The 13,357-nt window shown below is 39.8% G+C and carries 11 protein-coding genes, 10 tRNA genes and 1 pseudogene; 18 read left to right on the top strand and 4 right to left on the bottom strand.

Features of this window, described 5'->3' with window-relative positions; genetic code table 11:
* Positions 1-5 precede the first annotated feature (5 nt).
* The 18 genes and pseudogenes from SMSK564_RS0102765 (at position 6) to pcp (ending at position 9,058) form a co-directional block, all read left to right on the top strand.
* Positions 6-76: transfer RNA gene (locus SMSK564_RS0102765), tRNA-Gly, on the top strand.
* Between the two features lie 34 nt (positions 77-110).
* A tRNA-Ile gene (locus SMSK564_RS0102760) sits at positions 111-184 on the top strand.
* A gap of 82 nt (positions 185-266) precedes the next feature.
* Positions 267-356 (top strand) — tRNA-Ser (locus tag SMSK564_RS0102755).
* A 10-nt stretch (positions 357-366) separates the two neighbouring features.
* Positions 367-440, top strand: a tRNA-Met gene (locus SMSK564_RS0102750).
* 3 nt (positions 441-443) lie between these two features.
* Positions 444-516 (top strand) — tRNA-Phe (locus SMSK564_RS0102745).
* Between the two features lie 12 nt (positions 517-528).
* A tRNA-Tyr gene (locus tag SMSK564_RS0102740) sits at positions 529-609 on the top strand.
* 4 nt (positions 610-613) lie between these two features.
* Positions 614-684 (top strand) — tRNA-Trp (locus SMSK564_RS0102735).
* Between the two features lie 14 nt (positions 685-698).
* Positions 699-771, top strand: a tRNA-His gene (locus SMSK564_RS0102730).
* Between the two features lie 13 nt (positions 772-784).
* Positions 785-856: transfer RNA gene (locus tag SMSK564_RS0102725), tRNA-Gln, on the top strand.
* 9 nt (positions 857-865) lie between these two features.
* Positions 866-949: transfer RNA gene (locus tag SMSK564_RS0102720), tRNA-Leu, on the top strand.
* A 106-nt stretch (positions 950-1,055) separates the two neighbouring features.
* Positions 1,056-2,333 (top strand): glutamate-cysteine ligase family protein, encoded by a 1,278-nt coding sequence (locus SMSK564_RS09520; RefSeq protein WP_000091375.1) that lies wholly within the window; start codon positions 1,056-1,058, stop codon positions 2,331-2,333.
* Between the two features lie 75 nt (positions 2,334-2,408).
* Complete coding sequence (gene thrC / locus SMSK564_RS09515) at positions 2,409-3,893, top strand: threonine synthase (RefSeq protein ID WP_000177125.1); 1,485 nt, start codon at positions 2,409-2,411, stop codon at positions 3,891-3,893.
* 60 nt (positions 3,894-3,953) lie between these two features.
* Positions 3,954-5,234, top strand: a complete 1,281-nt coding sequence (locus SMSK564_RS09510; RefSeq protein ID WP_000473989.1) for an MATE family efflux transporter — start codon at positions 3,954-3,956, stop codon at positions 5,232-5,234.
* 3 nt (positions 5,235-5,237) lie between these two features.
* Positions 5,238-5,861, top strand: a complete 624-nt coding sequence (locus SMSK564_RS09505; protein ID WP_001172840.1) for an HAD family hydrolase — start codon at positions 5,238-5,240, stop codon at positions 5,859-5,861.
* 162 nt (positions 5,862-6,023) lie between these two features.
* On the top strand, positions 6,024-7,199 hold the full coding sequence (locus SMSK564_RS09500; RefSeq protein WP_000746061.1) for a LysM peptidoglycan-binding domain-containing protein: 1,176 nt from the start codon (positions 6,024-6,026) through the stop codon (positions 7,197-7,199).
* 198 nt (positions 7,200-7,397) lie between these two features.
* Positions 7,398-7,823 (top strand): MarR family winged helix-turn-helix transcriptional regulator, encoded by a 426-nt coding sequence (locus SMSK564_RS09495; protein ID WP_000570118.1) that lies wholly within the window; start codon positions 7,398-7,400, stop codon positions 7,821-7,823.
* 10 nt (positions 7,824-7,833) lie between these two features.
* Positions 7,834-8,196: pseudogene (locus SMSK564_RS09490) on the top strand (DUF1304 domain-containing protein).
* A 217-nt stretch (positions 8,197-8,413) separates the two neighbouring features.
* Complete coding sequence (pcp, locus tag SMSK564_RS09485; protein WP_000866918.1) at positions 8,414-9,058, top strand: pyroglutamyl-peptidase I; 645 nt, start codon at positions 8,414-8,416, stop codon at positions 9,056-9,058.
* A 25-nt stretch (positions 9,059-9,083) separates the two neighbouring features.
* Here pcp and SMSK564_RS09480 read toward each other — a convergent pair whose 3' ends face one another.
* The 4 genes from SMSK564_RS09480 to SMSK564_RS09465 all read right to left on the bottom strand — a co-directional run bounded on the left by SMSK564_RS09480 (position 9,084) and on the right by SMSK564_RS09465 (position 13,205).
* Positions 9,084-9,941, bottom strand: a complete 858-nt coding sequence (locus SMSK564_RS09480; RefSeq protein ID WP_000876926.1) for a DUF975 family protein — start codon at positions 9,939-9,941, stop codon at positions 9,084-9,086.
* Between the two features lie 106 nt (positions 9,942-10,047).
* Positions 10,048-11,193 (bottom strand): site-specific integrase, encoded by a 1,146-nt coding sequence (locus tag SMSK564_RS09475; protein ID WP_000592964.1) that lies wholly within the window; start codon positions 11,191-11,193, stop codon positions 10,048-10,050.
* 342 nt (positions 11,194-11,535) lie between these two features.
* Positions 11,536-12,426, bottom strand: a complete 891-nt coding sequence (locus tag SMSK564_RS09470) for an Abi family protein (protein WP_000089905.1) — start codon at positions 12,424-12,426, stop codon at positions 11,536-11,538.
* Positions 12,423-13,205 carry an XRE family transcriptional regulator gene (locus SMSK564_RS09465; protein ID WP_000356925.1) on the bottom strand — a complete coding sequence of 261 codons (783 nt, stop codon included), beginning with the start codon at positions 13,203-13,205 and terminating at the stop codon, positions 12,423-12,425. Before SMSK564_RS09465 ends, SMSK564_RS09470 begins: the two co-directional genes overlap by 4 nt.
* Positions 13,206-13,357: the final 152 nt, after the last annotated feature.

Here is a 13,357-nt window from a genome sequence, read left to right as displayed (position 1 = left end):
TTTTAGCGGGTGTAGTTTAGTGGTAAAACTACAGCCTTCCAAGCTGTTGTCGCGAGTTCGATTCTCGTCACCCGCTTTGAACTTTGTTCTTTGTACCAAGTTTTTAACTTGGGCGCGTAGCTCAGGTGGTTAGAGCGCACGCCTGATAAGCGTGAGGTCGGTGGTTCGAGTCCACTCGTGCCCATAGTGTTTAGTCCATTATTAGAGGATTGAAATATTATCTTTTCACTAAGAGGACACGGGTTTATTCCCGTATGAACTATTTTGGAGGATTACCCAAGTCCGGCTGAAGGGAACGGTCTTGAAAACCGTCAGGCGTGTAAAAGCGTGCGTGGGTTCGAATCCCACATCCTCCTTTTTTATTAACGCGGGATGGAGCAGCTCGGTAGCTCGTCGGGCTCATAACCCGAAGGTCGTAGGTTCAAATCCTGCTCCCGCAATAAGGCTCGGTAGCTCAGTTGGTAGAGCAATGGATTGAAGCTCCATGTGTCGGCGGTTCGATTCCGTCTCGCGCCATTTATATATTTTGGAAGGGTAGCGAAGAGGCTAAACGCGGCGGACTGTAAATCCGCTCCTTCGGGTTCGGGGGTTCGAATCCCTCCCCTTCCATTTTACGGGCATAGTTTAAAGGTAGAACTAAGGTCTCCAAAACCTTCAGTGTGGGTTCAATTCCTACTGCCCGTGTTAATAGAATTATGGCGGGTGTGGTGAAGTGGTTAACACACCAGATTGTGGCTCTGGCATGCGTGGGTTCGATCCCCATCACTCGCCTATTTTATATTATTGGGGTATAGCCAAGCGGTAAGGCAAGGGACTTTGACTCCCTCATGCGTTGGTTCGAATCCAGCTACCCCAGTTACTATTTGCCGGCGTGGCGGAATTGGCAGACGCGCTGGACTCAAAATCCAGTGTCCGCAAGGACGTGCCGGTTCGACCCCGGCCGCCGGTATAGTATAGAGTTAGGAACGTAGTTAATCTTCGTTCCTTTTTTGTATTATTTTTGGTATAATAATAGTTATTCAAATTTGATTTAGATTAAGAAAGAGTAGGATAGTATGTCTCGTTCTATCGATTTATTAAAACATCGGTATCTGAAAAATATTAAAGAAAATCCAGAATTGTTTGTCGGGATTGAGCTGGAATATCCTGTTGTAAATTTGGAAGGGGATGCCACAGATGTTGAAGTTATCAAACACTTATTCCGATATTTAGTTTTTGCTTTGGATTTTACTGTCGAAAAGGTAGATGATTTTGGGACTCCTATTCAGTTAGTGGAGCCAGTAAGTCAGGATGCTATTTTATTTGAAGTTTCCTATACAACGATTGAGTTTGCATTTGGTAAGGCCGAAACAATTCAAGAGGTCGAAAATCGTTTTAATAATTATATGTATGTAATTCAGAGAAAATTAGGCGAATCCAATCATGCTATCGTTGACTGCGGTATTCATCCTAACTGGGATAAAAATGAGAATTGTCCAGTGGCTTATCCACGCTATCAGATGTTGATGGATTATTTGAATTTGAGTAGAAATGTGACTAAATCAGACTTACATCAATTCCCTGAATACGGAGCGTTTATTTGTGGGAGTCAGGTTCAGTTGGATGTTTCAAAGTCTAACTACTTACGAGTGATTAATGCTTTTACCCAAATTGAAGCAGTTAAGGCTTATTTATTTGCAAACTCTGAGTTTACAGGTGCGGATTGGGATACGAAAATTTCAAGGGATATTTTCTGGGAAGAATCCATGCATGGTATCTATACAGAGAATGTTGGGGTTAATGCTAGACTCTTTAATGATGAAGCTGATTTTTTTGACTATCTAGATCATTCTGCAATTTTTACTGCGGAACGTGATGGACAAACCTATTATTTTTATCCGATTCAGGCTAGGGACTATTTGGCTACATCTGAAATCCAAGTATATGCTCTTAATGGGGATGAGATTCTTATTTACCCTCAAGAGAAGGATTTTGAAACTCATCGTAGTTACCAGTACCAAGACTTAACGACTCGAGGAACAGTTGAGTTTCGTAGTGTGTGTACACAGCCACTTGATAGGACTTTTGCTTCTGCTGCCTTTCACTTGGGATTGTTGTGTAATTTAGACAAGTTAGAAGCTTACTTAGAAACAGCACCTTTCTTTAAAGCATTTGGTCGTAATTACAAGTTTTTAAGACGACAATTTTCTAAGAAAAAGCTTACAGAACCGGAAGAGACTGCGATTATTGAAATTTCCAAAGACTTACTCATGCTAGCTGAGGAAGGACTGGAGATGAGAAATAAGCAAGAAATGACCTACTTACAGCCTTTGAAAGAAGAATTGAGCCTATAATTTTTCTTATAAAGGGAGAATTTTCTGAAAAATCATGATATAATGGATGAGACTATAGATAAAGGATAGAGAGTAATGACATTAGTTTATCAATCAACGCGTGATGCCAATAATACAGTAACTGCTAGCCAAGCAATTTTGCAAGGTTTGGCAACGGATGGTGGTTTGTTTACACCGCTTACTTATCCAAAGGTAGATTTGGACTTTGACAAATTGAAAGATGCTTCTTATCAGGAAGTTGCTAAGCTTGTTTTGTCAGCATTTTTAGATGACTTTACAGCTGAGGAGTTGGACTACTGTATCAACAATGCCTACGATAGCAAATTTGATACTCCAGCTATAGCGCCTTTGGTGAAATTAGACGGCCAATATAACTTGGAACTGTTCCATGGTTCAACGATTGCCTTTAAGGATATGGCCTTGTCTATTTTGCCATACTTTATGACGACTGCTGCTAAGAAACATGGCTTGGAGAACAAAATCGTTATTTTGACAGCGACATCTGGTGATACTGGGAAAGCTGCTATGGCAGGGTTTGCGGATGTTCCTGGTACTGAGATTATCGTCTTTTATCCAAAGGATGGTGTCAGCAAGGTACAAGAGTTGCAAATGACCACTCAGACTGGCGACAATACTCATGTTATCGCTATTGATGGTAACTTTGATGATGCCCAAACAAATGTGAAACATATGTTTAACGATGTGGCTCTTCGTGAAAAGTTGGCTACCAATAAACTGCAATTTTCATCAGCAAACTCTATGAATATTGGTCGTTTGGTGCCACAGATTGTTTATTATGTTTATGCCTATACTCAGTTGGTCAAGACTGGTGAGATTGTGGCTGGTGATAAGGTCAACTTCACAGTACCAACAGGAAACTTTGGAAATATCTTGGCTGCTTTTTATGCTAAACAAATCGGTCTTCCAGTTGGTAAATTGATCTGTGCTTCAAATGACAACAATGTTTTGACAGACTTCTTCAAGACACGTGTTTACGATAAGAAACGTGAGTTTAAGGTAACAACTAGCCCATCTATGGATATCTTGGTATCTTCAAACTTGGAGCGTTTGATTTTCCATCTTTTGGGTAATGATGCGGTTAAAACAGCTGAACTCATGAATGCCTTGAACAAGCAAGGACAATATGAGTTGACAGACTTTGATGCGGAGATTCTTAACCTCTTTGCAGCAGAATATGCGACTGAGGAAGAAACAGCAGCAGAAATCAAGCGTATCTATGAGTCAGATTCTTATATCGAGGATCCACATACGGCAGTTGCCTCGGCAGTTTATAAGAAATACCAAGCGGCTACTGGCGATGTGACTAAGACAGTGATTGCTTCAACAGCGAGTCCATACAAGTTCCCAGTGGTTGCAGTAGAAGCTGTAACTGGAAAATCAGGGCTTGGCGACTTTGAAGCTTTGGCTCAATTACATGATATTTCAGGAGTGGCAGTGCCGCCAGCAGTTGATGGCCTTGAAACAGCTCCAGTTCGTCATAAGACAACTGTGGCGGCTGCTGACATGCAAGCAGCCGTTGAGGCTTATCTAGGACTTTAAGACAGAGGGAGTAAACTCGGTTGGGAAACTAACTGAGTTTCTTTTCATCAGGAGGAAGGATTGTTTAAGAAAAATAAAGACATTCTTAATATTGCCTTGCCAGCTATGGGCGAAAACTTTTTGCAGATGCTCATGGGGATGGTGGATAGTTATCTGGTTGCTCACTTGGGCTTAATCGCTATTTCAGGTGTTTCAGTAGCTGGCAATATTATCACGATTTATCAGGCGATTTTTATCGCTCTGGGAGCTGCTATTTCCAGTGTTATTTCAAAAAGTTTGGGGCAGAAGGATCAGTCTAAGCTAGCCTATCATGTGACTGAGGCGTTGAAGATTACCTTATTATTAAGTTTCCTTTTAGGAACTTTGTCCATCTTCGCTGGGCAAGAGATGATAGGACTTTTGGGAACTGAACAGACTGTGGCCGAAAGTGGTGGACTCTATCTATCTTTGGTAGGCGGATCGATTGTTCTTTTGGGATTGGTGACCAGTCTGGGTTCCTTGATTCGTGCAACGCATAATCCACGTCTGCCTCTTTATATTAGTCTCTTGTCAAATGCTTTGAATATTCTCTTTTCCAGTCTAGCTATTTTTGTACTGGATATGGGGATAGCGGGTGTTGCTTGGGGGACTATTCTGTCTCGTTTGGTAGGTCTTGTGATTTTATGGTCGCAATTAAAGTTGCCTTTTGAGAAACCGACTTTTGGTTTAGATAAGGAACTATTGACCTTAGCTTTGCCAGCAGCTGGAGAGCGGCTCATGATGCGGGCTGGTGATGTCGTTATCATTGCCTTGGTTGTGTCTTTCGGGACAGAGGCAGTGGCGGGAAATGCGGTCGGAGAAGTTTTGACCCAGTTTAACTACATGCCTGCCTTTGGCGTCGCTACGGCAACGGTCATGCTAGTGGCCCGAGCAGTTGGAGAGGATAATTGGGAAAGAGTAGCTAGTTTGAGCAAGCAAACCTTTTGGCTTTCTCTGGTCCTCATGTTACCCTTGACCTTCAGTATCTATGCTTTGAGTATACCACTAACTCATCTCTATACGACTGATTCTCTAGCGGTTGAAGCTAGTGTTTTGGTGGCACTTTTCTCTCTACTAGGAACTCCTATGACGATAGGAACAGTCATCTATACGGCAGTTTGGCAGGGATTGGGAAATGCTCGGCTTCCCTTTTATGTGACAAGTATAGGAATGTGGTGTATCCGCATTGGAACAGGATATCTGATGGGGATTGTGCTTGGTTGGGGCTTGCCTGGTATTTGGGCAGGGACTCTCTTGGATAATGGTTTTCGCTGGTTATTTCTACACTATCGTTACCAGCGCTATATGAGCTTGAAAGGATAGGAAATGCAAAAAACAGCTTTTATTTGGGATTTAGACGGGACTTTATTGGACTCTTACGAAGCAATTTTGTCAGGGATTGAGGAAACTTTTGGTCAGTTTGCTATTCCTTATGATAAGGAAAAGGTAAGAGAGTTTATCCTCAAGTATTCGGTGCAGGATTTGCTTGTGCAGGTGGCGGAAGAGAGAAAACTGGATGTGGAAGTGCTAAATCAGGTGCGTGCTCAGAGTCTGGCTGAAAAGAATGCCCAGGTAGTCTTAATGCCAGGTGCGCGTGAGGTGTTGGATTGGACAGACCAAGCAGGAATGCAGCAGTTTGTTTACACTCATAAGGGAGACAATGCTCTTACCATTCTCAGAGACTTGGGTTTGGAATCCTATTTTACAGAGATTTTAACCAGTCAGAGTGGTTTTGAGCGGAAGCCAAGTCCAGAAGCGGCTACCTATCTGATAGATAAATATCAGTTGGATCCTGAGAAAACCTATTATATAGGGGATCGGACTCTGGATGTGGAATTTGCCCAGAATAGTGGGATTCAAAGTATCAACTTTTTAGAGTCGACTTATGAAGGAAATCACAGGATTCAAGCGTTAGCAGATATTTCCCGTATTTTTGAGGCTGAGGAATAAAAAGATTGTGTCAGTTTTGTGACAGAGACCTAACAAACTATTTCAAGCAACCGAGTTTGTTACAAGGAATAGACAGTTCTGTTAAATAGGCCCGAGAGGGCTTTTTTTCTGCATTTTTTGTGTTATCATAGACAGGTACTCATTTGAAAGGAATTTGAAAGAATGAAGAAAAGAATATTATTGGCGTCAACGGTAGCCTTGTCATTTGCCCCAGTATTGGCAACTCAAGCAGAAGAAGTTCTTTGGACTGCACGTAGTGTTGAGCAAATCCAAAATGATTTGACTAAAACGGACAACAAAACAAGTTATACAGTACAGTATGGTGATACCTTGAGCACCATTGCAGAAGCCTTGGGTGTAGATGTCACAGTTCTTGCGAATTTGAATAAAATCACTAATATGGACTTGATTTTCCCAGAAACTGTTTTGACAACGACTGTCAATGAAGCTGAAGAAGTAACAGAAGTTGAAATCCAAACTCCTCAAGCAGACTCTAGTGAAGAAGTGACAACTGCGACAGCAGATTTGACAACCAATCAAGTGACGGTTGATGATCAAACTGTTCAGGTTGCAGACCTTTCTCAACCGATTGCAGAAGCGCCAAAAGCGGTAGAAACTACAAGTACAAAAGAAGTAGTAGCAAGTTCAGAAGAAGTCGCTCCATCTACAGGAAACTTTGTTTCAGAGAAGCAAGCAGCCGAAACAACTAGTCCAGTTGAAGAAGCAGCTCCTCAGGAATCGACTCCAGCTGAGAAGCAGGAAGCACAAGAAAGCCCTCAAACTGAGTCAGCAGTGGAAACAACTACAATTCCAGTAGCAGAAAAAGCAACCGAAACAACTGCAACAAGTTCAGAAGGAGCAAAAGAAGCATCATCAAGTGAAGCTACACCAGCAGTTTCTACTTATCAACCAGAAGAGACGAAAACAGTTTCAGCAACTTACGCAGCTCCAGCTGCGCCTGATTATGCTGGACTTGCAGTAGCGAAATCTGAAAATGCAGGCCTTCAACCACAAACGGCTGCCTTTAAAGAAGAAATTGCCAACTTGTTTGGTATCACATCCTTTAGTGGTTACCGTCCAGGAGACAGTGGAGATCACGGAAAAGGTTTGGCTATCGATTTTATGGTACCAGAAAGCTCAGAACTAGGGGATAAGATTGCGGAATATGCTATTCAAAATATGGCCAGCCGTGGAATTAGTTACATTATTTGGAAACAACGTTTCTATGCTCCATTCGATAGCAAATATGGGCCAGCTAATACTTGGAACCCAATGCCAGACCGCGGTAGTGTGACAGAAAACCACTATGACCACGTTCACGTTTCCATGAATGGATAAATCAGACTTGGTAATATCATTTTGACGAATGAGATCTAGCTTTCGTGATAGAGAGCGATTCTCGTTCGTTTTTTCTTTGTCAATATGAATGGGAAGTTACCATTTTGTAATGATTGAAGCATGATTCTTGCAATTTATTTTACTTTATATTATAATTGATTGGTCAACTATTGATAAGTCAACAAAAGGAAAGAAGAAATGATAGAGATTCAAGATTTACTGTATCAACTCCGCTTGTCTGAGCAAGCGAGTACGCAATTGTTTGAAAAAAGGCTTGGGATTAGTTTGACACGGTATCAGATTTTACTGTTTTTGCTGGAGAATTCTCCCTGTAATCAAATGGGAGTTCAGGAGCGTTTGAAGATTGATCAGGCTGCTTTGACCCGACATTTCAAGATTTTGGAAAAGGAAGGTTTGGTGGAGCGTCATCGTAATCCTGAAAATCAGCGAGAAGTCTTGGTAGAGGCTACGAAGTATGCCAAGGAGCAGTTAGTAGTGAATCCCCCTCTGCAACATATCAAGGTTAAGCAAGAGATGGAAAGTATCTTAACAGAGTCTGAAAGAACAGAACTCAGCCGTTTATTAAATAAATTGGTTTTGGGTATTGAAAATATAGAAATTTAAGGAGAAATAGATGTCAATTATGACAATCATTTTAGCAACAATCGTTGCTTTGGAGCATTTTTACATTTTTTATTTGGAAAGTATTGCAACGTAATCAGATGCGACTAGTCGTGTCTTTAACATGGACAAGGAAGAATTGGCTCGTCCGTCAGTAAGTTCATTGTTTAAAAATCAAGGGATTTATAATGCTCTGCTAGGAGTTTTTATCTTGTATGGTATTTATTTCTCACAGAATTTAGAAATTGTGACTATTTTTATCTTATTTGTGATTGGTGCGGCGACTTATGGCTCTCTTACAGCAGATAAGAAAATTATTTTGAAGCAAGGTGGACCAGCTATTTTGACCTTGATGAGTATTTTACTCTTTAAATAAACTCATACTCTTCGAAAATCAAATTCAAACCATGTCAGCGTCGCCTTGCCGTACTCAAGTACAGCCTGTGGCTAGCTTCCTAGTTTGCTCTTTGATTTTCATTGAGTATCAAAGAGCAATCCTAGCCTCACTAGTCCTTTTCACTCCAGAATAAGGGAAATATGTTATACTTGTTTTTAAGAAAAAGTCTCATTGAATTTGTTTTGAGGAGTGAGAAATGAAAGTATTAGTGACAGGTTTTGAGCCCTTTGGAGGGGAAAAGGTCAATCCAGCTTTGGAGGCCATTAAAGATTTACCAGCTGAAATCCATGGTGCTGAGGTCCGTTGGTTAGAAGTGCCAACAGTCTTTCACAAATCGGCTCAAGTATTGGAAGAAGAGATGAACCGCTATCAACCTGACTTTGTCCTTTGTATCGGCCAAGCAGGTGGAAGGTCTAGCTTGACACCTGAGCGAGTAGCTATTAATCAAGATGATGCACGCATTCCTGATAATGAGGGTAATCAACCGATTGACCTACCTATTCGTCCAGATGGTGCTCCGGCCTACTTTAGTAGTTTGCCGATTAAAGCGATGGTTCAAGCTATAAAAAAAGAGGGCTTGCCGGCCTCTGTTTCCAATACAGCAGGTACTTTTGTCTGCAATCATTTGATGTATCAGGCCCTCTATTTGGTAGAAAAGAAATTTCCACATGTTAAGGCAGGTTTTATGCATATTCCTTATATGATGGAACAGGTGGTGAACAGACCGACTACCCCAGCTATGAGTTTAGTGGATATTCGGCGAGGGATAGAAGCGGCAATCGGCGCCATTATAGAACATGGAGATCAGGATCTCAAGTTGGTAGGTGGAGAAACTCATTGATAGAAAAAAGCTTGAGGGGTTACCTTCAAGCTTTTGGACGTTTTCGAGCCAATACTGCTCGGTAAAAAATCATTTTATTGATTTGAATGTAGGGTAGGAGTGAGAAACTAGCAATTCCAAATGTAATCCAGTTGAGGAAGTACCAAGGAAGGAGTTGTAGGTCTAGAATAAAGCGCTGAAATTTGTAGTCTTTCATCAGGAAACGGCTGGTTTTAAGGATTTGTCCTGGTTTGGCTTGTCCTAAGTCTAGGGTGTCACAGAGGAGAAATTCTACCTGCGAATAGGCATAGTATTGTGGAATATAGAGACTATTTCCGACAATCATCAAGAGGATACTTGCTAGAAAGTAAAGACCAAAGGTCATGAGGAAACGTTCAGTTTCAATTGACGTGAGATCCAGATTGGGAAATTCAGGATGGATTGCAACGAATTTCTTTGCTAGAAAGCTACTGTAAAAAAGGAGGTAAATCCCAAGCAAACTAGGAATGCTCCATAAGAAGAGATAGAAACGTTTGAGAAGTAGAGTCAAAAAGGTTTGTGAAAAGTGTACTTCGTTAAAGAGAGTAAGACTATTTTTGACGGATAGTTCTGTATCTGGATTCTTGATGAGTTTTAGGGTTGTATAGACTGAACTGGTTAGAAGAATAGCTCCGATAAAGGAGACTAATAGTGGAAAAAGGTAGGCTTGGAATACATGGCCAAACACGCTTACAAAGGGTTGTTCTAAAACACTCTCGTTGATGCGCTCTAAGGGATTGAGGAAGCCAGACAAGATGACCAGTATACTAGGTAAGAGATAGACGAGAAAGAGGCGGGGATTTTCAGATTGAAATTGTCTAGCCTGCAGACGAACGGTTTTTAAATCAATTTTTGGGTATTTCATTCTCTCATTATACCATAAATAGTACATAGCTTGCTAATCCTTTGAAATCATTAGGGTTTTAGCGTGTTAAGTAAAATTGAATACGAAATTGAATACGACTATACTTTTAGCTGGATCGGATGAAATCCATGAGCTGATTAACGACTTCAACACGTTGATTATCGTTGATGTGGGTATACATATCAAGGGTAGTTTGAACATTATTATGACCTAATCTGTCCGAAATAATTTTTGCTGTAATACCAGCTTCAAATAGGAGAGAAGCGTGTGTATGTCTAAACCCGTGAGGCGAAATTTTTTTAAGATTATTGTGTTTACGAAAGAATCTTAAAAGTTTCACTTTCATAGTTGCAGCTAAAAGCCATCCCCCGTCATTGTTCGTAAAAATATAATTCAAATCATGTTTATAAGGCACACCAGCCTGGAAATATTCTTTTATTTGCTGTCGTTTCCAGAGTTTTAATACATTCAGAGTTTCATCATCTAAGGTGATAACCCTCTTACTCCTTTTGGTTTTAGGATCCTGAACAGTTTGTTTTTTACCAATCACGACAGCCGTGCGAGAAATGCTTAACAACTTATTTTCAAAGTCAACATCTGACCACATGAGGCCAATTGCTTCTCCAGTTCTCAATCCAGAAAAAGCGAGTAAGTGGAAAAAAGTGTAGTTTACTGGTTTACAATTTGCTTTGTAAACTTTAAGAAACTCGGTTAGTTCCTGTTTTGTATAGTAGTTTTCTTTGCCCTTTAATGGCCTATTTTTAGGCTTGATAATCTTGTCTAAAGGATTTGACTTAATGATGTCAATAGAAGTGGCATACTTGAAAATACGGCTGATTACAGAGTAGTAATTGGCATATAGGATATAGCGATTACTTAACTTGACAGCAACCTTCTGACAATAAGCTACACTGATCTGTTGAATCTTCATATCTGTAAAATATGAGTCAATCATAACATCAAGTTTCTTCTTAGTATTCTGATAAGTTGTTGGTTTTACAGTGCTCTTATAGCTATCAAGCCATAACTCAGCGACTTCAGCAAAAGTAGGGTTCTGGAAATCTTCATTGTTTGAAAAACCATTTTCTTCAACATCTAAGAGAAGGTCACGTTCGGCTGCTTTAGCTTCTTTAATGGTTTTAAACCCACGTCGTGTTGTGCGTTTTTCTTTTCCAGTTGCAGGGTCTATACCCAGATATGTTTGAAAGAGATATCTAGTTTCTCCTTTTTTTGTAATATATTTTTTTATCATAAAAAGTCCTTTCTTTTCGATTGCTTGCCCGCATAGTTGAAAAGGTGTAGAACTTATGATAAACTATAGTTGTATTTTTTTATCATCCTTTCCATTGCTTGCTTGATGGAAAGTTAAATCCTCACACTCAAAATTTGGCGATGGCGAGTGTGGGGATTTTTTGAGTTGTTTCCAAAATGGAAACAGTTACTGCCTTTGTAGAATATATTTTCTAAAAACAGTAAAAGCCGGCTAGGAACTAGTCGACTTTTTCTATGGTATGGATTCCCTTGTAAATGCACGCATTTATTATAGGGCGCTGAACTAAATCAGTCTTACACTATATCCATAGTATCAAATTATTTATAAGATGTCAACGATTTTTTTGAATACAACCATCATTTTTGTTAATTCCACATTTTTAGCATAAGCTGATTGATTCCTCTGGCAGCGCACTATAAAATTGTCTATAGCTTGTTTTTGGTAGTCTAGTACTGCAGGAGAGCAATAAGCTTTAGCCAATACTAGAAGTGAAATTAAATCGTTTACTTTCTTATAGTTTTTGTATTTGATTACATCGACTTGTTTTGCAAAAGTAGTAATAACAGCGTTAACGTTTGATAATTTATCATCCTTTTCAAACACATTAAGTAGTAAAACGCTATTATGGGCACAGGCATTTCTTATATGTCTAGCTCCATCACCTAATTCTGAAGCTTTTTTTAATGATTTACATCCGTGTTTTTGGTAGTAGAATGTTACGAATTTGATGAGACAACCATAGTCCATATGTTCTAGCAATGCCCAATATGGATAATCATGTTTTCTTTTATTAAACATAGCGTTTTGATAACGTGACTCTCTGAATTTTTTCTTTGTAAACTCGTAATATTTATTGTATTGCGAGTTTTTGAACTCAGTCAGAATGCTATATCCATCTTCTTGCGGATTATTGTTTATTTGGCGAGAAAGTTCAACCTTAATAAAATGTTCCACATCGATTGCTATGTTTAAAAGTATAGCTCTGATTTTCATATCAAGAGATGCAAGATCCTGTAAATACGAGAAATCTAAATCCACATATTTACCATCTTTCTTTTTAAAGTTTTTCCTAAAGGCAGCTAGTTTGTAGTAGTAGTTATTCTTATCCAAGAAAGTTATTGCTTGACCTATAGAAATGTTATTGAAGGTAACATCTTTAGAAGCTAGGTGATTGATAAGTTTTCTATTATTCCATTTTGGTTGACGACTCAATAGGTAGCACCTCCTTTATACACCCCAGCAACTGCATAGATCTTGATGTGTGTATCTTCGGCTGGTGGGAAGTCTAGGATGATGTCTTCGTACTTGTCATTGAGCGACACTAGGCGTAAGCGTCCGTTTTCGGTGTATATCTTTTTGAAGTAAGAACGGTCTCCGTATGCGATAACTGCCAAATCTCCGTTGTAGGTAGTCAGTCCTCTATCTACTAAATAGAGAATGTCTCCGTCTTGGTAGTCAGGTTGCATGGAGTCTCCGCTGACCTTGGTAGCAATATCGTGACGTGGTGGTCGCTCGTCAACCTCTATAGTCTCTCTGTCTGTATCGTCGTAACCAAATCCATAGTTAAATCCGCTAGCTGCAGCCGTCTCAGATACAACCTCAACTTGGTACAAGTCGATAACTTTCTCCGATACTTCGTTTATCTTCTCTTTTCTTCGTTTCTCTTGTTCGTCACGTAATTTTTCAGCGTATGTGATAACTTTTCTTTGTCCAGGGGGTTCTAGTTGGTCGTAGATGGTTTGGATTGGAGAAGTGGTAGGGGGAGTATCCTTTTGGATAGGAGGAAAGAGGTCATCAATAGAAACATTAAAAGCATTTGCTAAATCAAACATTGTGTTTTTCTTAGGAGACCTAAACCCTTTTTCATAATTGCCAATGGCGTTTTTACTTATGCCTATCTTAGCACCCAATTCTTGTTGAGTCCAACCATTTGCGAGTCTATATTGTTTTATTTTTTCGCCTATAACAATCGCAATCTGTTCTTTATCCATGATTGAATCCCCTTTCTATTTTCATAAGTAAAGTATAACACAAAACCCACGAAAAGAAAACTTTTTTTGTGTTTTCGTAAAAAAAGTGTTGACAGCCCACGAAACGTGTGCTATAATTAAATCAAGCTTAAGGAAATAACAAAAACAAAGCG

Source organism: Streptococcus mitis SK564 (assembly GCF_000148525.1).
Classification (GTDB): Bacteria; Bacillota; Bacilli; order Lactobacillales; family Streptococcaceae; genus Streptococcus; species Streptococcus mitis_H.
The sequence above is the reverse complement of the archived record's forward strand: the minus strand, read 5'-3'. Positions and strand labels throughout refer to the sequence as shown.

Excerpts from the sequence above, each read along its gene's own strand:
- SMSK564_RS09520 (WP_000091375.1), top strand. The coding sequence starts at position 1,056 with ATGTCTCGTTCTATCGATTTATTAAAACATCGGTATCTGAAAAATATT.
- thrC (WP_000177125.1), top strand. The coding sequence starts at position 2,409 with ATGACATTAGTTTATCAATCAACGCGTGATGCCAATAATACAGTAACT.
- SMSK564_RS09505 (WP_001172840.1), top strand. The coding sequence starts at position 5,238 with ATGCAAAAAACAGCTTTTATTTGGGATTTAGACGGGACTTTATTGGAC.
- SMSK564_RS09500 (WP_000746061.1), top strand. The coding sequence starts at position 6,024 with ATGAAGAAAAGAATATTATTGGCGTCAACGGTAGCCTTGTCATTTGCC.
- SMSK564_RS09495 (WP_000570118.1), top strand. The coding sequence starts at position 7,398 with ATGATAGAGATTCAAGATTTACTGTATCAACTCCGCTTGTCTGAGCAA.
- pcp (WP_000866918.1), top strand. The coding sequence starts at position 8,414 with ATGAAAGTATTAGTGACAGGTTTTGAGCCCTTTGGAGGGGAAAAGGTC.
- SMSK564_RS09480 (WP_000876926.1), bottom strand. The coding sequence starts at position 9,941 with ATGAAATACCCAAAAATTGATTTAAAAACCGTTCGTCTGCAGGCTAGA.
- SMSK564_RS09475 (WP_000592964.1), bottom strand. The coding sequence starts at position 11,193 with ATGATAAAAAAATATATTACAAAAAAAGGAGAAACTAGATATCTCTTT.
- SMSK564_RS09465 (WP_000356925.1), bottom strand. The coding sequence starts at position 13,205 with ATGGATAAAGAACAGATTGCGATTGTTATAGGCGAAAAAATAAAACAA.